Origin of the sequence: Cellulomonas fulva, from assembly GCF_018531375.1 — a bacterium.
GTDB lineage: Bacteria > Actinomycetota > Actinomycetes > Actinomycetales > Cellulomonadaceae > Cellulomonas > Cellulomonas fulva.
This window is the reverse complement of sequence record NZ_JAHBOH010000001.1, coordinates 89,351-109,001: the sequence shown is the minus strand read 5'-3', so window position 1 is coordinate 109,001 and position 19,651 is coordinate 89,351. Positions and strand designations below refer to the sequence as shown.

General features: G+C 75.7%; 18 protein-coding genes. 7 read left to right on the top strand and 11 right to left on the bottom strand.

Annotated features, from left to right (window positions below):
* Positions 1 to 34: 34 nt before the first annotated feature.
* From KIN34_RS00470 to KIN34_RS00455, 4 genes are all read left to right on the top strand, one after another.
* The gene (locus KIN34_RS00470; RefSeq protein ID WP_214345771.1) at positions 35 to 268 is read left to right on the top strand and encodes a hypothetical protein; all 234 of its coding nucleotides are present in this window, start codon (positions 35 to 37) and stop codon (positions 266 to 268) included.
* Positions 265 to 1,380, top strand: a complete 1,116-nt coding sequence (locus KIN34_RS00465) for an adenosine deaminase (protein ID WP_214345770.1) — start codon at positions 265 to 267, stop codon at positions 1,378 to 1,380. The genes KIN34_RS00470 and KIN34_RS00465 overlap by 4 nt, the downstream gene beginning before the upstream one ends.
* On the top strand, positions 1,377 to 2,057 hold the full coding sequence (deoC, locus tag KIN34_RS00460) for a deoxyribose-phosphate aldolase (protein WP_214345769.1): 681 nt from the start codon (positions 1,377 to 1,379) through the stop codon (positions 2,055 to 2,057). The genes KIN34_RS00465 and deoC overlap by 4 nt, the downstream gene beginning before the upstream one ends.
* A 117-nt stretch (positions 2,058 to 2,174) precedes the next feature.
* Positions 2,175 to 3,695, top strand: coding sequence for an Ig-like domain-containing protein (locus tag KIN34_RS00455; protein WP_214345768.1), 1,521 nt, complete (start codon positions 2,175 to 2,177; stop codon positions 3,693 to 3,695).
* 4 nt (positions 3,696 to 3,699) lie between these two features.
* Here KIN34_RS00455 and KIN34_RS00450 read toward each other — a convergent pair whose 3' ends face one another.
* Together KIN34_RS00450 and KIN34_RS00445 are read right to left on the bottom strand one after the other, a co-directional pair.
* Positions 3,700 to 5,541, bottom strand: coding sequence for a phospho-sugar mutase (locus tag KIN34_RS00450; protein ID WP_214345767.1), 1,842 nt, complete (start codon positions 5,539 to 5,541; stop codon positions 3,700 to 3,702).
* 54 nt (positions 5,542 to 5,595) lie between these two features.
* A complete protein-coding gene (locus tag KIN34_RS00445) occupies positions 5,596 to 6,426 on the bottom strand; it encodes a purine-nucleoside phosphorylase (protein ID WP_214345766.1) in 831 nt (276 codons plus the stop codon).
* Positions 6,427 to 6,534: 108 nt separating this feature from the next.
* On the opposite strand from KIN34_RS00445, the gene KIN34_RS00440 reads away from it, so the two are divergent.
* The gene (locus tag KIN34_RS00440; RefSeq protein WP_214345765.1) at positions 6,535 to 7,962 is read left to right on the top strand and encodes an NAD(P)H-quinone dehydrogenase; all 1,428 of its coding nucleotides are present in this window, start codon (positions 6,535 to 6,537) and stop codon (positions 7,960 to 7,962) included.
* 70 nt (positions 7,963 to 8,032) lie between these two features.
* Here KIN34_RS00440 and KIN34_RS00435 read toward each other — a convergent pair whose 3' ends face one another.
* Together KIN34_RS00435 and KIN34_RS00430 are read right to left on the bottom strand one after the other, a co-directional pair.
* On the bottom strand, positions 8,033 to 8,365 hold the full coding sequence (locus KIN34_RS00435; protein WP_214345764.1) for a hypothetical protein: 333 nt from the start codon (positions 8,363 to 8,365) through the stop codon (positions 8,033 to 8,035).
* The gene (locus tag KIN34_RS00430) at positions 8,362 to 9,435 is read right to left on the bottom strand and encodes a WXG100 family type VII secretion target (RefSeq protein ID WP_214345763.1); all 1,074 of its coding nucleotides are present in this window, start codon (positions 9,433 to 9,435) and stop codon (positions 8,362 to 8,364) included. The genes KIN34_RS00435 and KIN34_RS00430 overlap by 4 nt, the downstream gene beginning before the upstream one ends.
* A 51-nt stretch (positions 9,436 to 9,486) precedes the next feature.
* Here KIN34_RS00430 and KIN34_RS00425 point away from each other — a divergent pair, with 51 nt between their 5' ends.
* Complete coding sequence (locus tag KIN34_RS00425) at positions 9,487 to 9,882, top strand: hypothetical protein (RefSeq protein WP_214345762.1); 396 nt, start codon at positions 9,487 to 9,489, stop codon at positions 9,880 to 9,882.
* Here KIN34_RS00425 and KIN34_RS00420 read toward each other — a convergent pair.
* The gene (locus KIN34_RS00420; RefSeq protein WP_307858016.1) at positions 9,869 to 11,881 is read right to left on the bottom strand and encodes an endonuclease/exonuclease/phosphatase family protein; all 2,013 of its coding nucleotides are present in this window, start codon (positions 11,879 to 11,881) and stop codon (positions 9,869 to 9,871) included. The genes KIN34_RS00425 and KIN34_RS00420 overlap by 14 nt on opposite strands.
* Positions 11,882 to 11,938: 57 nt before the next feature.
* Here KIN34_RS00420 and KIN34_RS00415 point away from each other — a divergent pair, with 57 nt between their 5' ends.
* Positions 11,939 to 12,730 carry a transglutaminase-like domain-containing protein gene (locus KIN34_RS00415; RefSeq protein WP_214345761.1) on the top strand — a complete coding sequence of 264 codons (792 nt, stop codon included), beginning with the start codon at positions 11,939 to 11,941 and terminating at the stop codon, positions 12,728 to 12,730.
* A 13-nt stretch (positions 12,731 to 12,743) separates the two neighbouring features.
* On the opposite strand, the gene efeB is transcribed toward KIN34_RS00415, so the two are convergent.
* The 6 genes from efeB to KIN34_RS00385 all read right to left on the bottom strand — a co-directional run bounded on the left by efeB (position 12,744) and on the right by KIN34_RS00385 (position 19,568).
* On the bottom strand, positions 12,744 to 14,108 hold the full coding sequence (gene efeB, locus KIN34_RS00410) for an iron uptake transporter deferrochelatase/peroxidase subunit (RefSeq protein WP_214345760.1): 1,365 nt from the start codon (positions 14,106 to 14,108) through the stop codon (positions 12,744 to 12,746).
* Position 14,109: 1 nt separating this feature from the next.
* Complete coding sequence (efeO, locus tag KIN34_RS00405; protein ID WP_214345759.1) at positions 14,110 to 15,312, bottom strand: iron uptake system protein EfeO; 1,203 nt, start codon at positions 15,310 to 15,312, stop codon at positions 14,110 to 14,112.
* A gap of 30 nt (positions 15,313 to 15,342) precedes the next feature.
* A complete protein-coding gene (gene efeU, locus KIN34_RS00400; RefSeq protein WP_214345758.1) occupies positions 15,343 to 16,209 on the bottom strand; it encodes an iron uptake transporter permease EfeU in 867 nt (288 codons plus the stop codon).
* A 180-nt stretch (positions 16,210 to 16,389) separates the two neighbouring features.
* Positions 16,390 to 16,860: an NUDIX hydrolase gene (locus KIN34_RS00395; protein WP_214345757.1), complete on the bottom strand. Its 471-nt coding sequence runs from the start codon at positions 16,858 to 16,860 to the stop codon at positions 16,390 to 16,392.
* Between the two features lie 22 nt (positions 16,861 to 16,882).
* Positions 16,883 to 18,679, bottom strand: coding sequence for an acetyl/propionyl/methylcrotonyl-CoA carboxylase subunit alpha (locus KIN34_RS00390; RefSeq protein WP_307858015.1), 1,797 nt, complete (start codon positions 18,677 to 18,679; stop codon positions 16,883 to 16,885).
* Between the two features lie 169 nt (positions 18,680 to 18,848).
* A complete protein-coding gene (locus KIN34_RS00385) occupies positions 18,849 to 19,568 on the bottom strand; it encodes a Maf family protein (RefSeq protein WP_214345756.1) in 720 nt (239 codons plus the stop codon).
* Positions 19,569 to 19,651: the final 83 nt, after the last annotated feature.

Genomic DNA, 19,651 nt, shown 5'->3' with positions numbered 1-19,651 from the left:
GGAGAACCCGTCCCGGACGAGACCTGGAGGAACCATGAGCACCGTGCCCGGACCGGACGCGTGGCGCGACGCGGGCCTGGTGCCCGCGGACCCCGACGTCCCCGCGCGACTCACGGACGACGAGGGCACGCCGGCTCCGGCGGACCCCGAGGAGTACACGCCCGACTTCCCGCGTGCGGACCGCGACGGCAGCGCCGACGAGGCCGACGTCGTCGAGCAGGGCACCGAGGTGCCGCTCGAGGACGAGGACGAGGGCGACCAGACGTGACCGAACCGCACCCGGACGAGCGGCCGCAGTCGCTCGCCGAGCTCGTCCCGGCCCTGCCCAAGGTGCTCCTGCACGACCACCTGGACGGCGGCGTGCGGCCGGCCACGATCGTGGAGCTCGCCGCGCAGATCGGCCACGAGCTGCCCGCCACGGACCCCGACGAGCTGGGCCGCTGGTTCGTCGACGCGGCGTCCGCCGGCACGCTCGAGCTGTACCTCGAGACGTTCGCGCACACCGTCGCGGTGATGCAGACGGCCGACGCGCTGCGGCGTGTGGCCCGCGAGTGCGCGCTGGACCTGGCCGCCGACGGCGTGGTGTACGCCGAGGTCCGGTTCGCGCCCGAGCAGCACGTCGAGCAGGGCCTGAGCCTGCAGGAGGTCGTGGACGCGGTCCGTGCCGGGTTCGACGAGGGCGCGGCGCAGGCGCGCGAGGAGGGCCACCCGATCCGGGTGCTCGCCATCCTGTGCGCGATGCGCCACCTGGACCGCTGGCAGGAGGTCGCGGACCTCGCGATCGCCAACCGCGACGAGGGCGTGGTCGCGTTCGACCTGGCCGGTCCCGAGGACGGCTTCCCCGCCTCGCGGTGCCCCGAGGTCTTCGACTCGCTCCGCGCGGCGCACCTCCCGTGCACGCTGCACGCGGGCGAGGCGGCGGGCCTGGACTCGATCGCGGACGCGGTCGCCGAGGGCGCGCTCCGGCTGGGGCACGGCGTGCGGCTGGCCGACGACCTCGGCGCGGACGAGCTGGGCGACCGGCTCGGGCTGCTCGCCCACTGGGTGCGGGACCGGCGCCTCGCGCTCGAGGTCTGCCCGTCGTCCAACGTCCAGACCGGGGGCGCGACGTCGGTCGCGGAGCACCCGGTGACGCGGCTGCTGCGCCTCGGCTTCGCGGTCACCGTCAACACGGACAACCGGCTGCAGTCGGGCACGTCGCTCGGCCGCGAGCTGACGCTGCTCGTCGAGGAGGCCGGCTGGACCCTGGAGGACCTCGAGGACGTCGCCGTGACGGCGGCCGCCCACGCGTTCGTCCACCACGACGAGCGCGCCGCGCTCATCGACACCGTGATCCGGCCCGCGTACGCCGCGGCCCGGGGAGGAAGGCACCGCGCATGACCCACGAGCCCCTCGACGCCCGCGCCCTCGCGAGGTTCGTCGACCACACGCTGCTCAAGCCCGAGGCCACCCGCGCCGACGTCGAGGCGCTGGTCGCCGAGGCCGCGGCGCTGGGCGCGTACTCGATCTGCATCTCGCCGTCGTTCCTGCCGGTGACGGTCCCCGACGGGCTGCTGGTGGCGACGGTGTGCGGCTTCCCGTCGGGCAAGCACCACAGCGACGTCAAGGCCGCGGAGGCCGCCCGCGCGGTCGCGGACGGGGCCGACGAGGTGGACATGGTGATCGACGTCGGTGCCGCCCGCGAGGGCCGGTTCGACGACGTGCGCGCCGACGTCGCCGCGGTCCGTGCGGCCGTCCCGGCGCCGACCGTGCTCAAGGTCATCATCGAGTCCGCCGCGCTCGACGACCACCAGATCGTCGCGGTGTGCCAGGCCGCCGAGGCCGCGGGCGCCGACTTCGTGAAGACCTCGACCGGTTTCCACCCCTCGGGCGGGGCGTCGGTCCACGCGGTCGAGGTGATGGCCGCGACGGTCGGCGGGCGGCTCGGGGTCAAGGCGTCGGGCGGCGTCCGCACGGCGGCCGACGCGCTCGCCATGATCGAGGCCGGAGCGACCCGCCTCGGCCTGTCCGGCACCGCGGCGGTGCTCGCCGGCCTCGAGGCGGACCCCGGCTACTGACGGTCGGACGGCTGCGCGGAGCTCAGGACAAGAAGGATCGACGCTCCACCCGTGGGCCCCTAGCGTGGCTGGCACGTCGGCGCTCGCCGGCGGACGGCACTCCTCCCGGGAGCCCCGATGCGATCGAGGAACCTGCTCCGCCCGTCCCGCTCCGCACTGCGCTCCCGCACGGTCGCCGCGCTCGCCGCATCGGCCCTGGTGCTCGGCACGGGGGCCGCGGCGGCGACGGGCGGACCGCCACCGGCCACGACGCCGGGACCGATCCCGGCCGCGTCCGGGTGGGCGACGATCACGACGTCGGACGTGTCGTCGGTCGCCCAGCCGGACCTGCTGCGGATGTCGTCCGCGCAGGGCAGCCGGCTCCTGGTGGGCTGGACGACCTCGGACGCGGTCCGGACACGACAGCTCACGACGACGGGCGCCCTCAGCGGCCCGGTGCGCACCGTCGTCAGCGGGTGGGCCTCGCTCGAGCAGCGGGTCGCGCTGGTCCGGAGCGGGGCCGGCTACCGCGCGGTGCTGCGCGGGATCCGCACCACCCAGCCCGGCGAGAGGTACGCCGGCGCCGTCACGTACGGGACCTCGTCCGACGGCGCGGCGTGGTCGCTCGCGAACGGCGCCCTGAGCGCGACCCAGAACGGCGGCTACGCCCTCGACGCCCTCGACTCCGGAGGCACCCTCGTCGGCGCGTTCTCCTCGGTCGACGACCCGTCACGCCTGTTCTTCCACGTCGGCGCGGAGACGACCGTGCCGGCCACCACGCCGGACCGGCGGACGTCGGCGCCCGGCGGACCGGCAGGCTACGTGTACGAGGGCGCTCTCGCCCGTGACGCTCGGACCGGCTCGGTGTGGGCCGCGTGGTACGTCGGCAGCAGCGACGCCGCCGCTCGCGGGATCTGGACGCAGCGGATCCTGCCGACCACGTCGACGCCCGTGCGGGCGCCGGGCTCGGGGACGCAGGTCTCGGTCGAGCAGCGGGTCGCGCTCGTGGCCCGGTCGGGCGGCGGCCTCGCGGTCGCGTACCCGGTCGGCTACCCGTTCGTGACGCAGGTCCGGCTGTGGCGCGTCGGAGCGTCGACCTCGTCCTCGTCGTACGTGCAGGTAGCAGCCAGGGACGCGCGGCTCGTGGCCGCCTCGCCCGGGCCGTCGGGCCGGGTGTGGGTCGCCTGGGCGACGCGCTACACAGGGGCGGCGGCGACGGTCAAGGCGGTGCGGACGAGCACCACGGCGACGCGCGTGGGCTCGGTCGTCAGGACGCGCCCGCTCGGCGCCGGCACGGTGTGGCACATCGCCGCCGAGGGGTCGCGCGGTCCTCTCGACGTCGTGGCGACCTCACCGGTGGACGACTCGTCGTTCGTCACCGGGGTCTTCCACACCCAGGTGCGCGCACCGCTGACCGTGGTCCGGACGCCCGCGAGCGTGGACCGGACGACCGGAGGGACGGTGCGCGTCACCGTCACGGACGTCGGCGCTCCCGTGGCGGGCGCCACGGTGCGGTACGCGGGCCGCACCTGGACCACGAGCGCGTCGGGGGTGGCGCTCGTGCGGGTCGCCCGGGGGACGCCGGTCGGCACCAAGACGGTCACGGTCAGCCGGAGCGGGTACCTCGCCAGGTCGGTCACGTTCGCCGTGCGAGCCTGACGGGTCAGGCGATGCCGAGCGCCGCGCGCATGTCGGCGGCGACCGCGTCGAGCCGCGCTCGTGCACGTTCGCGCGCCGCGCCCACCGCGGCGTCGTCTGCGCCGGGATCGAGCTCCTCGATCACCTCGAGATAGCACTTGACCTTGGGCTCGGTGCCGGAGGGCCGGACGACGACGCGCGTCCCGTCCTCGCCGTCGAACCGAAGCCCGTCGGTCGGGGGCAGCCCGCCGCGCTCGTCGTCGGACCCGCGCGCGAGGTCGACGACCGTGACGCGCGAGCCGCCCACGGTCCGGGGCGGGTCGTCGCGCAGCCGCTGCACGGTCGTCCCGATCTGGGCGAGGTCGTCGTACCGCGCGGACACCTGGCCCGTCAGGTGCAGACCGTGGGCGCGGGCGAGGTCGTCGAGCGCGTCGACGAGCGTGCGGCCGGCGACCTTGAGCCGCGCGGCCAGTCCCGCCACGAGGAGCGCGGCGGAGATCCCGTCCTTGTCCCGGACGTTCTGCGGGGCGACGCAGTAGCCGAGCGCCTCCTCGTAGCCGTACACCAGGCCGTCGACGCGGGAGAGCCACTTGAAGCCCGTCAGCGTGCGCACGTGCCGCACGCCCGCGGCGTCCGCGATGCTCGCCAGGAGCCGCGAGGAGACGATCGAGCTCGCGAACGTCGCCTCGGGGTCGACCGGACCCAGGTCGGCGGCGACACGGTCGGCCGCGACCTGGCCCAGGAGCGCGCCGGTCTCGTCCCCGTGCAGCATGCGCCAGCCCTCGGCGGCGGCGGTGTCGGGACCGCGGTACGCGCCCGCCCGCGGGTCCAGGACCGCGACCGCGCACCGGTCGGCGTCCGGGTCGAGCGCGATCACCAGGTCCGCGCGGGCGTCCGACGCGAGGCCGAGCGCCAGGTCGATCGCCCCGGGCTCCTCGGGGTTGGGGAACGCGACGGTCGGGAAGTCCGGGTCCGGCGCCTCCTGCTCCGGCACGACGGTCACGTCGGTGAACCCCGCCTGGTGCAGCACGCGAGCCGCCACCTGCCCGCCGACCCCGTGCAGCGGGGTGAGCACGATCTTCAGGTCGGCGGCCGCGGCCCGGTCCTCCGGCCCGGCGAGCGCGAGCGTCGCGGCCACGTACTCCTCGACCAGGTCCTCGCCCAGCACGGTCCACCCGGCGGCGGCGCGCGGCACGGAGGCGACGGACGGCACGCGGTCGATCTCCGCGGCGATGGCCGCGTCGGCGGGCGGCACGATCTGCGCGCCCTGCCCGCCGTCGGTGACCACGCGGCCGCCCAGGTACACCTTGTAGCCGTTGTCCTGCGGCGGGTTGTGGGACGCGGTGACCATGACCCCCGCGTCGGCGTCGAGCCGCCGGACGGCGAACGCGAGCACGGGCGTGGGCAGCGGGCGCGGGAGCAGCAGCACCTCGATGCCCACGGCGGTCAGCACGGCCGCGGTGTCGAGCGCGAACTCGTGCGACTTGTGCCGCGCGTCGTACCCGACCACCACGCGGGGACCGGGCGTCAGCCCGTCGAGCTCACCGAGCAGGTAGTCCGCGAGGCCCGAGGCGGCGCGGATGACCACGGCCCGGTTCATCCGGTGGGGTCCGCCGGCGACGGCGCCGCGCAGCCCCGCGGTGCCGAACTGCAGCAGGCCGCTGAAGCGGTCCGCCAGCTCGGCCCGCGCGGTCTGTGCGTGCCGCCACGCCTGCTCCTCGACCGGCGTGCTGCCGTGCTGCGGCGGGAGCGAGTCGGCCTTCCGCAGCAGGTCCCGCAGCTCGCCCGCGGTCTGCGGGTCCGGGTCGTCGTCGATCCACTCCTCGACCTGCGTCCGCAGGTCCTCCCACGCCAGGTCGCGGTCCATGCCCCCCAACGTACTGACGGGTGGCGGACCGCACGAGCCGAAGGTCCCGACGGGCTACAGCCGGCGGATGATGTCGGCGAGCAGCGCGCTGATCCGCGGGCCGGCGGCCTGGCCCGCCTCGAGCACCTCCGCGTGGGAGAGCGCCTGCGCGCTGATCCCCGCGGCCAGGTTCGTGACCAACGAGATGCCGAGCACCTCCATGCCGGCCTGGCGGGCCGCGATCGCCTCGAGCGTGGTGGACATGCCGACCAGGTCGCCCCCGATCCGCGCGGCCATCTGCACCTCCGCCGGCGTCTCGTAGTGCGGCCCGCGGAACTGGACGTAGACGCCCTCGTCGAGCGACGCGTCGACCTCCCGCGCCACGGCGCGCAGCCGTGCGGAGTACAGGTCGGTGAGGTCGACGAACGTCGCGCCCTCCAGCGGCGAGGTCGCCGTGAGGTTGATGTGGTCGCTGATGAGGACGGGCGTGCCGGGCGCCCACGCCGGGTTCAGGCCGCCGCAGCCGTTGGTCAGCACGACGACGGACGCGCCGGCCGCCGCGGCGGTCCGCATCCCGTGCACGACGCGCCGCACCCCCCGGCCCTCGTACAGGTGCGTGCGGGACCCGAGCACGAGCGCGTGCTTGCCGGTGTCGCCGATGCGCACCGAGCGGATGGTGCCGACGTGGCCGGCCACCGCGGCGGCCGCGAAGCCGGGCACGTCGGTGCTGGCGACCTCGGCGACGGTCTCGCCCAGCAGGTCGGCCGCGCCGCCCCAGCCGGAGCCGAGCACGAGCGCGACGTCGTGCCGCGGCACCCCCGTCGCCTGGGCCAGGTGGGCGGCGGCGGTGCGCGCCACCTCGAACGGGTCGGTGGTGGGGGAGTCGAGGTCCGTGACGTCGGTCATGTCCCGCAGGCTAGTCCCCGTTCGACGACCGCCTCCAGGACGGCGTCCGGGCCCCGCCGGGCGGCCTCGGGAGGACCGGCACCCCGTCGACCAGGCACAATCGAGGGCGTGAGCACACCGCCCGGGACGCCCGCCCTGCCCGACACCCGCGTCGTCGTCGTCGGCGGCGGGCCCGGCGGCTACGAGGCCGCGCTCGTCGCTCGCCGCCTGGGCGCCGACGTCACGGTCGTGGAGGCCGCGGGCCTCGGCGGCTCCGCCGTCCTGACGGACGTGATGCCGTCCAAGACGCTCATCGCCACCGCCGAGTGGATGACGATCGCCGACCGCGCGCCCGAGCTGGGCATCCGCAGCGGCGGCGGTCCGGACCTGCGCCACCACATCGACCTGGCCGCGGTGAACACGCGCGTCAAGGCCCTCGCGGCCGCGCAGTCCGCCGACATCCGCGCGCGGCTCGAGCGCGAGGGCGTGCACATCGTGCTCGGCCACGGCCGGCTCGACGGCCCGCAGCGCGTCGTCGTGCAGACGCCCGACGGCGTGGCCGACCAGACGCTCGACGCCGACGTCGTCCTGGTGGCCACCGGTGCGCGGCCGCGCGAGCTGCCCGAGGCGCGGCCCGACGGCGAGCGGATCCTGACCTGGACGCAGCTCTACGACCTGCAGGCGCTGCCGGAGAAGCTCGTCGTGGTGGGCTCGGGCGTGACCGGCGCGGAGTTCGCGGGCGCCTACACGTCGCTCGGTGCGGACGTCACGCTGGTGTCGTCGCGCGACCGCGTGCTCCCCGGCGAGGACCCGGACGCCGCCGAGCTGCTCGAGGAGGTGTTCACCCGCCGCGGGATGACGGTCCTCTCGCGCTCGCGGGCCGCCGGCGCGCGGCGCACCGCCGACGGCGTCGTCGTGACCCTCGCGGACGGGCGCGAGATCGAGGCCTCGCACGTCCTGTTCGCGGTCGGGTCCATCCCGACGACGAGCGGGCTCGGGCTCGAGGAGGCCGGGGTGCGGCTCACGCCGTCGGGGCACATCGAGGTCGACAAGGTCTCGCGCACCAGCGCCCGCGGCGTCTACGCGGCGGGCGACGTGACCGGCGTGCTGCCGCTCGCGTCGATCGCGGCGACGCAGGGGCGCATCGCCATGTCCCACGCGCTCGGCGACGCGGTCTCGCCCCTGTCGCTCCGCGCGGTCGCGGCGAACATCTTCACCGCGCCGGAGATCGCCACGGTCGGCTACTCGGAGCAGCGTCTGCAGGACGAGGGCACGCCGTACGAGGTCTCGACGCTCCCGCTGACCCGCAACCCGCGCGCGAAGATGCTCGGCGTGCGGGAGGGCTTCGTCAAGATCTTCGCGAGCCCGGGCTCGGGCACGGTGCTGGGCGCCGTGCTGGTGGGCCCGCGCGCGAGCGAGTCGGTGTTCCCCGTCGCGCTCGCGATCACGCACCGGCTCTCGGCCGACCAGGTCGCCGACGTCATCACGGTCTACCCGTCGATGTCCGGAACCATCGCCGAGGTGGCGCGCATGCTCCACCACCGCACGTCGGACTGAGGCCGGCCGCACAGTCCGGTCCGGTCCGGTCGGGTCCGGTCTGCGTGTCCGATCCGCGTGCCCCGGGGGCTCAGCGCTCCTCGCGCGCCTCGTCGAGCGCCTGCGCGCCCTGCTCGGCGAGCGCCTCGCGCTCCTCCTGCGACTGCTCGTCCCACCACTCGCCGAACCGCTCGACGCGCGGTGCGACCTCGCGGTCGAACTCCGGCGCCCGCACGGCCTCGCGCAGCGTGCGCCGCCCGGCGAGCACGTCGTCGACCAGCCGCGCGAAGTCACGGTCGCCGCTCGCCTCGCGCAGCACCTCGAGGTTCGCGCGCAGCGCGCGGGCGCGCCCCACGTCCCCGCGCGTGAACCTCAGCAGCAGGTCGTCCTGGGGCGGCGGTCCGTCGGGCGGCAGCGCGCTCATCGGGCGCCGGGGTGGTCGTACCCGGCGGGGATCGGGGCCTCCTCGAACGTCCGGATCATCCCGAGCCCGCCGGCGATCACGCCGGACGCGCCCCACGCGAGGTTCAGCGCGAGCGAGTGGGCGTCCATGATCTGCCGGAACAGCTTGATGCCGTTGAGGATCCGCTCGGCGGCGATGCCGCCGCCGACGAGCCCGCCGACGACCGTCCACGACGACGCGGCGGCCGCGGCCGCCGCGATGGCGGCCTCGATCATGGTGTCGAGCAGCGACTCGAGCAGACCGACGGCCGTCTTGGCCGTCGCCCACACGCCGTACGCCACGGCCTTGAGCTCGTCCGAGACCTTCTCCAGCCCGGTCGCGGGGCCGGTGTCGAGGGCGTCTGCGAGCTGGGCGAGGTAGCGCTCGCACGCCGCCGCGGCCTCGCCGGTCCAGGACGCGAGCATCGCGCCGCCGTCGGCGCGGATCGCGGCGGCGGCCTGCGTGACGTAGGTCGAGGCGTGGTGGTACGCGCTCGACGCCCGCGCCATCGCCTCCCAGTCGCCCGCGAACTGCTCGGCGAGCCACTCGGCCGGGTTGACGCCGCACACCTTGTCGATGACCCAGAGCAGCCAGTGGCTGGGGCTGACGAAGTCCGGGAAGGACATGAACGTGTCGACCAGGCTCGGGATCGGCTGCTCGGCGACCGGCGCCACGAGCGCCTTGGCCGGGTCCGGCGCGGCGGAGCCGGAGCTGCGCCAGGCCTCGTCGAGCCCGGGGTCGACGCCCTGCGCCCGGTAGGTGGCGTCGAGCGCGGCCGCGCGGGACTGGTCCGTGGTCCGGTACATGGTCGCCGACGCGGCGAGCTCCGTGCCCGACGCGTGCACGGCGTCGTGCCCCCGGGTCAGCACGTCCGACACCGCGGCGCGCACGTCGTCGTTGAGGAACGCGACGTGGGCGAACAGCGCGGCGTCGGCGTGGGAGATGCTGGTCCCGGACTGGACGTAGGTGCGCGCGCTCGTGAACGTGCCCGCGAGCGTGCCGAACCGGGTGGCGCACGCGTCCAGTGCGCCCGGCTGGACCTGGAATGTCATGGCGCACATACTCGCAACCGGATGCCCCGGGCACCACCTGGAGGAGGAAGCATGAGCGATCAGGTCCCTGACACCGCGCAGCCGCCGAGCTGGCTGGGCGGGCTGCAGAAGGGGCTCGTCGTCGTCCTGCTGGCGCTGCCCGTCCTGCTGGTCGTCGCCGCCGTCGTCTCGGGCTCGTGGTGGTTCGCGCTCGCGGCGGTGCCCACGGCGGGGTTCGTCCTCGCGCTCGGCCAGGCGCTCACGTTCCGTCGCCTCGGCTACCACGTGGCGACCGAGCCCGACGGCGGGCTGCAGCGCTCCCGCCCGTACTACGGCCGCGCGTCGGTCTGGTCGCTGGCGGCGGTGGTGCTGCTGGTCCTCGCGGTCGTCGCGCTGCAGGCGGGCGCCGCGGACCTCGACGACGAGACGGCGACGGCGCCCGCCGCCGTCCACGTCACGGCACGCTGAGCCGCGCCACCACCGGCAGGTGGTCGGACGCCTGCACCCCGGTGACCACGGACGCCTCGGTGAACGTGACCTGCTGACCGAGCACCCAGTCGATGCGGTACCGCGGCTCGTCCGCCGGTGACGTGAGCGCGGCGGGGTCCCCGGCCGTGTCGACGGCGCTCACCCACCCGGCGCCCTCGAGGAGCGCGAGCTCCGGCCAGCCCGGCTCGGCGTTGAGGTCGCCGCCCAGCACCGAGGGCCCCGTCACCGGCGCGTCCGCCAGGAGCGTGCCGAGCTGCTCGAGCCGGGTCGGGGTGTTCTCCTCGCGGTGCTGCAGGTGCACGGAGGTCACGCGCACGGGGACGCCCGCCGACGTGGTCACCGTCGCGGAGAGCGCCGACCGCTGCTGCGGGCCGGCACCGTAGGGCAGCGGGTGGACGACGACGTCGTCGAGCGCCGAGCGGGCCAGGACCGCGTTGCCGAACTGGTGGTCCGCCGCGGGCGCGAAGCGCACGGTCATCCCGAGCCGGTCGGCGAGCCACGACGCCATGTCGACCCCGCCGCCGAACACCCAGCCCCGCTCGACCTCCTGCAGCAGCACGACGTCCGGGTCGGCCGCCTCGATCGTCGTCGCGACCTCCTCGAGGTCCACGCCGACCGCGGGCGAGACCCCGTAGTGCAGGTTCCAGTCCAGCACCGTGAGCTCCGCGCCCCGGGCCGCGGCCGGCACCGCGGCACCGTCCGTGCTCGTCGGTGCCGTCACGAGTGCGACGAGCGCGAGCGCGACGGGCGGGACCAGCAGGAGCCGGACGGCGCGCACGCGTGCGGGCTGCCGGTCGTCGCCGGTCGCGGGAGTCTCGGCAGCGGGGTCGCGGTGGTGCAGCCCGCTGAGGGCGACCGCCAGCGCGGCCAGGACGGGCACCAGCGCGTTGTCGACCGGCAGCGGGACGTCGTAGTCGAGCATGTACAGCAGCAGCGGGCCCACGACGCCGAGCCCCACGAGCGCCGCGGCACCGGCCGTGCGCCACGTGCCCGGCGGCGCGGGGCGGCGCATGCTGAGCGTCCCGACGAGCACCACGGCGAGCGCGACGTCCAGCACCACCACCGCGACGAGCGCAGCCGGGCCGTCCGTCCCCGTCGTCACCCCCATCGCCACAGCGACCGCCAGCACGACGAGCGCGCCCGCACCGACGCGCACGCCGCCGGCCCACCGGTCGGGCCGCAGCAGGAGCCAGCAGCCGACGCTCGTCGCGCCGACGAGCGCGAGCCCCGCCCACGCGAGCCCGACGCCGGACTGGGACGCCACGAACGCGGGGTTCGCCCCGATCGTCACGGCCAGGGCGAGGAACGGGCCCACCGCCCACAGCCGGCGCGGCCGGCCCGTGGCGGGGGCGCCGGCGCCGGTCGCGGGGCGCGCGACACGGAACGCGGCGAGCGGCGCGAGCGCGACCACCGCGGCCACGGTCCAGCCCACCGGCGACGTCCGCCACACCGCGTCCCACGTGCCCAGGAGCAGCTGCAGCGCCACCGACAGCCCGCACCCGAGCAGCAGCGCGAACGCCGCCTGCCGCGGGCCGTCCGGCCGCCCCGCGACGAACGCGACCGCGAGCACCAGCACGCCGCAGGCCCACGCGACGCACGCGAGGCCGAGCCAGTACCGCACGTCGCCGTCGGTGGCCTGCAGGACCAGCCGCGCGACGGCCAGGACCCCGGTGCCCGCGAGCAGCGTCCGCCCCGACGGCACGCCCGCGCGCGCGCCGGTGGCGAGCAGCAGGACGAGGGCCACCAGCCCCGCCACGGCGTACGTCGTCACGGCGGTGACGCCCGCGGTGACGACGCCCGCCGCGAACGCGTGGTCGAGCAGCGGGCCGCTCGCGCGCACCAGCTCGAGCGCGGCGACGGTGAGCGCCGCCACCAGCCATACGCGCGTCGGTGTGCCGTCGTCCGGCGGAGTCGTCGGGGATGGCGTCGTCGGCGGAGCCGTCGTCGGGACCAGCGGTGGCGTCGTCGGATCCGTCACGGCCGCACCCTACGCCCCGGCGTGCGCGCAGGCCCGTGGCCCCGCAGACTCCTCGGCATGCGCAGAGACGTGACCAGCCGCCTGGTCCTCGAGGTCACCGAGCCGGCCACGCTCGCGCTCGCGGTGGCGGTCGCTCGGGGGCAGGACGCCGACGAGGTGCTGGACGTCCGCCTCGACGGCGCGCCCGTGGTGCCGCGCGAGCTCGCCGACGCCGACGGCACCCGGCTGCACGTGCTCGACGCCGGCCCCGGCGAGCTCGTCGTCGACTACCGCGCGACCGTGCACGGCCGCGCCGAGCCCCGACCGGCCGACGAGGTCGACCTGCTGCGGTACCTGCGGCCCAGCCGGTACTGCGAGTCGGACACGCTGGCGGCCACCGCGGGCGCCGAGTTCGCCGGGCTCGCGGGGGTCGACCTGCTCGCGGGCGTGTCCTCGTGGGTCGGCACGCGCCTGGCCTACGTGCCCGGCTCGTCGCTGCCGACGGACGGGGCCGTGCGCACGCTGCTCGCGCGGCGAGGCGTGTGCCGGGACTTCGCGCACCTCGTCGTCGCGCTGCTGCGCGGCCTGGACGTCCCGGCCCGGGTCGTCGGGGTGTACGCGCCCGGCCTGGCGCCCATGGACCTCCACGCGGTCGCGGAGGCGTACGTCGAGGGCCGCTGGTGCGTCGTCGACGCGACGACGCTCGCGCCGCGCTCGACGCTCGTGCGCGTCGCGACCGGCCGGGACGCGGCCGACACGGCGTTCCTGTCGGTCTACCGCGGCCGGGCGGACCTGCGGGAGCTGACCGTCGGCGCGGTCGCCGACACCCTGCCGGACGACGACGTGCGCACGCTGGTCTCGCTGGGCTGACCGTCCGCGGACGTCAGGCGAACAGCGCCTGCCCGACGAACGGGCTGCTGCCGGTGGTGATCGGCGTGCCGTCCGATCCGACGACCAGGCTGCCCTCGGGCACGCCGGGAGGCACCGCGAACAGCCCCGACCCCGTGTGCTGCAGGTACTCCATGAGGCCGTCGTCGCGCGAGAGCCGGTTCTGCATCGGGACGAAGTGCGTGCGCGGGTCGACGACGAAGGCGATGAAGAACAGCCCAGCGTCGAGCCGGCCGAGCGCGTCGTTGCCGTCGGTGAAGTTGTAGCCCCGGCGCAGCATCCGCACGCCGTCGTTCTGCGTCGGGTGCGCGAGCCGGACGTGGCTGTTCAGCGCGACCAGCGGCACGTCGTCGCGGCCGGTCACCGTGAAGTCCGGCTCGGTGTGCTCGGTCCCGCCCGACAGGGGCGCCCCCTCGCCCTTGGTCCGCCCGACGAGCGCCTCCTGCTCGCGCAGCGACGTGCGGTCCCACGTCTCGATCTGCATCCGGATCCGACGCGCGACGAGGTAGCTGCCGCCCGTCATCCACGTGGCCTTCGGGTCGTCCTGGCCGGCCGGCACCCACACGTGCTCGTCGACCGCGGCGGTCTCCTCGACCTTGAGGTTCGCCGTGCCGTCCTTGAACCCGAACAGGTTGCGGGGCGTGCGCTGCGCGGTCGACGTCGAGGACGTCCTGCCGTAGCCGAGCTGGGTCCAGCGGATCGTCGCGGCGCCGAACGCGGCGCGGGACAGGTTGCGGATCGCGTGCACCGCGACCTGCGGGTCGTCCGCGCAGGCCTGCACGACGAGGTCGCCGTCCGACCGCGCCGGGTCCAGGTTGTCGGCCGGGAAGTGCGGGAGCTCGAGGAGCGCGTCGGGCAGCCGGTCGGCGAGCCCGAACCGGTCGCGGCCGTCCGCGTCGACGAACAGCGACCGGCCGAACCCGAACGTGACCGTCAGACCGGCGGGCGGCAGGTCGAGGGCCTCGCCCGTGTCGTCCGGCGGTGCGTCGTACGGGCCGGCGGCGGGCCCGAACGGCCCGGCCGACAGCCCCTGGGTCACGCGTGCCGCGATCGTCGTCCAGCGCTGCAGGAGCGCGACGAGGTCGTCGCGGTCGTCGGTCGTCACGTCGAACGCCGCGATGTAGAGGCGGTCCTGCGCGGGTGTGACGATGCCGGCCTGGTGCTCGCCCGTGAAGGGGAACGTGCCGGCCGCGGCGTCGGTCGCCACCGCCGGCTCGGCCGCCGTGGCGCGCGCGGTGCCGAAGCCGGCCGCCGCGCCGACGGCCGCCGCGCCGAGCAGCCCCCCGCCCAGCAGCGCGCGGCGGGACAGCCCGGCTCGCTCGCGCTGCCGGGGGTCGGGGGACTGCTCGGCCTCGGTCATCTCAGGCGCCCGTGACGACCACGGTGAGCTGCGACAGCGGCTCGGACAGCGCGTCCACGGCGGTGGAGAGTTCCTTGACCTCCTGGTCGCTCAGCTCGTCGTAGGACGTGAAGCCCTCCTCGACGGAGCCCTGCGCGGCGAGCAGGCCGTCGAGCGCGGTGAACCGCTCGAGCAGGGTCGCGGCCAGGTCGGGGTCCTCGGCCTCGACGACGTCGGAGAGGACCTCGTAGGCCACGCGGGCGCCGTCGACGTTGGCCTGGAAGTCCCACAGGTCGGTGTGCGACCAGATCTCCTCCTCGCCGGTGACCTTGCCCGTCGCGACCTCGTCGAGCAGCTCCTTGGCGCCGTTGGAGATCTGGAACGCCTCGAACGTGAACGCGGGGTCGTTGACCTGGTCGACGAGCTCCTGGGTCCACCCGACGAGGTCGTCGGCCGCCTGCGTGCGCTCGGCGTCGGTCAGCGGGACGTACTCCTCGCCGCCGTTGTCGGCCGCGGCGGGCTGCCACAGGTCCTTCTCGATGTAGTGCCAGCCGCTCCAGGTGTCCCCGGCGGCGAGGTCGGCCTCGCGCGCGTCGGTCAGCGGGTCGAGGTCGCCGAACGACTCGGCGACGGGCTCGACGCGCTCCCAGTGCACCCGCGTCGCGGCGTACAGGTCGCGTGCGGCCTCGTCGTCCCCGGCCTGGTAGGCGTCCGCGAACTCCTGGGTGCCCGCGATCAGCGCACCGACCTGGTCCTTCACGTACGCGACGTACTGCTGCTCCGCCGTCGCGAGCTGCGCCGCGACGTCGCCCGTGGGGCCGACGTCCTCGCCCGAGTCCGTCACCACGAACTCCGCGCGGATGCCGTCGCCCACCATGCCGGGCTTGCAGGCCGTGTAGTAGGTGCCCGGGCGCGCCTGGACCACGAGGTCGCGGGTGATGCCGGGGCCGATGTTCTCGACCTCGGACACCACGCGCAGCCCGTCCTCGCCGAGCAGGTAGAACTCCGTGACGTCCGAGCCGTCGTTGGTGACCTGGAAGGTGAGCGTGCCGCTCGGCGCGGTGGCGCTCGAGACCTCGCACCCGTCCGCCGTGCTGCTCACGGTGAGCGAGCCCGCGGGCGTGCCCGAGGCCGCGTCGCCGGGCGCGGCGTTGTCCACGCACGCGGCCGTGAGCGGCAGGACCAGGGCGGCCAGCGCGAGCACGCCGACGGTGGAGCGGGACATGGGTCTCCTCAGGATCGTGGTGCGGGTGCGTCAGGAGGCGGCGGTGACCGGGACCGTCGGCGACGGTGCGGCCGCGCGCGGCGGGGCGGGGTGGCTGCCCCAGGTGGTGCGGACGAAGAACGTGAGCACGGTCGCCACGTAGGCGACCCACGCGACGAGCTGCAGCCACGTGGTGGCCGGCGTGAAGTTGAAGACGCCCTTGAGCAACGTCCCGTACCAGGAGGACGGCGGGACCGTGGCCGAGACGTCGAACGCCAGGTTGTTCAGCCCGGGCAGGATGCCCGCCTCCTGCAGGTCGTGGACGCCGTAGGACAGCACGCCGGCCGCGACGAGGACCAGGAACAGGCCGGTCCAGGCGAAGAACACGCGCAGGTTCAGCCGGACGGCCCCGCGGTACATGAGCCAGGCGGCCACGACCGCGACGCCGATGCCCAGCGCCGCACCGACCAGCGGGCCCGCGGTGCCGGACGAGGTCGCCTGCGCGCCGGCCCACAGGAACAGCGCGGTCTCGAGCCCCTCGCGGCCCACCGCGAGCAGCGCCATCACGACGACCGCGCCCTTGCCGGCCGCGATCGCGTCGTCGAGCTTGTGCTGCAGGTCCGCCTTGAGGTGCCGGGCGGTCTTCGCCATCCAGAAGATCATCCAGGTGATGAGCCCGACCGCGACGATCGACAACGAGCCGCCGATCGCCTCCTGCGCCTCGAACGACAGCCCCTTGGGCCCGAACGTGAGCAGCGCGCCGAACGCGAGCGACGCGCCGACCGCGACCGCGACGCCGCCCCACAGCGCCGGCAGCAGGTCCCGGCGGTCGGTCTTGACCAGGTACGCCACCAGGATGCTGACGACGAGTGCGGCCTCGAGCCCCTCGCGCAGACCGATCAGGAAGTTGGCGACCATGACGACCTTCGTCTCGACGTGGTGAGGTCAGGCTTACCTCACGACGCGCGACGATACCGCGCCCGGCCGGTCCGGGGAACGGGCCGTCCGCAGGCGGTCATGTGCTCCGCGTCACGCGGCGGTGCCCTGCCGCCGGTGCCCACCGCGAGTGCCCACCGCGGGTGCCCTACCGCGCGTGCCCTACCGCATGAAGACGAGCTCGCGCAGCGTGGGCCACGCGTCCGCGAACGCGGGGAGCAGCGGCAGGTCGGCGATGTCGTCGACGGGGACCCAGGCGACCTCGAGCGACTCGGCGTCGGTCGCGCGCGCCTCGAACGGCGCGACCTCGTCGGCCAGGACGGTGGTGTAGGACCAGTCCGGGTGCTCGAGCACGGTCGTCGCGAACGGGGCGACCGCCGCGGGCGGCACGCCGGCCTCCTCGGCGGCCTCGCGGAGCGCGCCGGCCGTCGCGTCCTCGTGCGGCTGGCGCGCGCCGCCCGGGATGCCCCAGGTCCCGCCGTGGTGGGACCACAGCGCACGGTGCTGCAGCAGGACGTGCGTCGGGGTGCCGTCCGCGTCACGTCGCACGACGAGCAGGCCGGCGGCCCCGGCGAGGCCCCAGTGCCGTTGGTCGCAGGCGCACTCGACCCAGCCGTCGCCCGGGCTGGTCACGGCGTCCCGCCGGTCACGCCGCTCAGTCGACGATCTCGCAGATCGGGCTCCCGGCGCTCACGCTCGCCCCGACGCTCGCCGCCAGCCCGGCCACGGTGCCGGCCCGGTGCGCGACCAGCGGCTGCTCCATCTTCATGGCCTCGAGCACCACGACCAGGTCGCCCTCGGCGACCGTGGCGCCGTCGGCGACCGCGACCTTGACGATCGTGCCCTGCATGGGGGAGGCGAGCGTGGTCCCGTTGGCCGCGGCCTTGGGTCCGGCGGCACGACGAGCGGGCCGGCGCGGCCCCGCGGCGGCCCGCGCCGCGCCCGGGCGGCCCAGCCCGAGCGCGGCGGGCAGCACGACCTCGAGCCGCTTGCCGCCGACCTCGACCACCACGCGCTCGAGCGTGGGAGCGTCCTCCGGCTCGCTCGGCGCCGCGGCGGGCGCCGCCCCGAGCGTCGGCAGCACGTCGGCGAACTCGGTCTCGATCCAGCGCGTGTGCACCGAGAACGGCGTCGCGTCGTCGGCGGGGGCGAACGCCTCCGCCTCGAGCACGGCGCGGTGGAACGGCACGACGGTGGGGATCCCGACGACCTCGAGCTCGGCCAGCGCGCGACGCGCGCGCTCGATCGCCTGACGCCGCGTCGCGCCCGTGACGACGAGCTTGGCGATCATCGAGTCGAAGGCGCCGGAGACCGTGTCGCCCTCGACGACGCCCGAGTCCACGCGCACGCCCGGGCCGCTCGGGAAGCGCAGCGTCGAGATGCGACCGGGGGCGGGCAGGAAGTTCGCGGCCGGGTCCTCGCCGTTGATCCGGAACTCGAGCGAGTGGCCGCGCGTGGCGACCTCGTCGTAGCCCAGCGGCTCGCCCGCCGCGATCCGCAGCTGCTCGCGGACCAGGTCGATCCCGCTGATCTCCTCGGTCACGGGGTGCTCGACCTGCAGGCGCGTGTTGACCTCCAGGAAGCTGACCGTGCCGTCCGCACCGACCAGGAACTCGCACGTGCCCGCACCCACGTAGCCGGCCTCGCGCAGGATCGCCTTGCTCGACTCGACGAGCTGCGTGCGCTGCGCGTCGGTCAGGTAGGGCGCCGGCGCCTCCTCGACCAGCTTCTGGTGGCGGCGCTGCAGCGAGCAGTCGCGCGTGCTGACCACGACGACCGTGCCGTGCTCGTCGGCCAGGCACTGGGTCTCGACGTGGCGCGGCCGGTCCAGGTACCGCTCGACGAAGCACTCGCCCCGGCCGAACGCCGCGACCGCCTCGCGCACCGCGGACTCGTACATCTCGTCGATCTCGTCGGACGTCCGGGCGACCTTGAGCCCGCGCCCGCCGCCCCCGAACGCCGCCTTGATCGCGATCGGCAGGCCGTGCTCGGCCACGAACGCGTGGATCTCCTCCGGCCCGCTCACGGGGTCGGGCGTCCCGGCGACGAGCGGCGCGCCCGCGCGCTGCGCGATGTGCCGCGCGCTGACCTTGTCCCCGAGGGACTCGATCGCGGCGGGCGGCGGTCCGATCCAGACCAGGCCCGCGTCGAGGACCGCCTGCGCGAAGGCGGCGTTCTCGGCGAGGAACCCGTACCCCGGGTGCACCGAGTCCGCGCCCGCCCGGCGCGCGACGTCGAGCAGCTTGGCGATGTCGAGGTACGTGTCGGCGGCGCGGGCGCCGTCGAGCGCGAACGCCTCGTCGGCGACCGTGACGTGCAGCGCCTCGCGGTCCTGGTCGGCGTAGACGGCGACCGACCCGATCCCCGCGTCGCGGCACGCGCGCGCGATGCGGACGGCGATCTCGCCCCGGTTGGCGATCAGGACCTTGCGCAGGGGAGTGGGGGAGGGCACGGCTCACCGTAACGCCCAGGCGTCGCGCCGGTCCGCGCCGTCACCGCGGCCGGACGAACATTGGCGATCCGTCCAAGCCCGCCCCGGCGGCGTTTGTAGGGTCCCGACGACGACACGGCCGCCCGCCAGGTCCCCGGGGCCGACGGCTGCACGAACCGCACAACGGAGGTCAGTCGCTCCAGAGGGTGTGCAGCGGGACGTCGACCTCCGCGAGCAGGCTCCGCAGCAGCGGCAGGCTGAGGCCGACGACGCCGTGGTGGTCGCCCTCGATGCGCTCGACGAACGGCCCGCCCCGGCCGTCGACCGTGAACGCGCCCGCCACCGCGAGCGGCTCGCCCGTCGCGACGTACGCCGCGATCTCGTCGTCCGTCACGTCCGCGAAGTGCACCGTGGTCGACGAGGTCGCGCCCAGCACGGCCCCGCGTCCCGCGCCGAGCCCGGTGCCCGACGAGCCGGCCGCGGGGCTCGGTGCGGCGTCGTCGGCCTCGTCGGGCTCGCGCAGGTCCACCAGCCAGTGCCCCGTGTGCAGCACGCCCGCGCGCCCGCGCATGGCGTGCCACCGCGCGACCGCGTCCTGCGCGTCGCTCGGCTTGCCGAGCACCTGGCCGTCGAGCTCGAGCATCGAGTCGCAGCCGAGGACGACGAGGTCGCACGCCTCCGCCAGCTCCTCGGGCAGGTGCGCCGCGACGTCGTGGGCCTTGGCCTGCGCGAGGACGAGCACCGCGTCCGCGGGGTCGAGCGCGCCGTGCTCGTCGGCGTACCGCTCGCGCGCGGCCGCCAGCACGGCCTCCTCGTCGACCGACGAGACCGCGACGAGCGGCTCGATGCCCGCGGCGCGCAGCGTCGCGCGGCGGGCGGGGGAGGCGGAGGCGAGCAGCAGGCGGGTCACGCGGGGGAGCCTAACCGTGCCGGCGGGACGATCGTCTGGCCCTGCGCACAGCCGGGCGGGGCACAATGGCGCTCGCGCGTCGC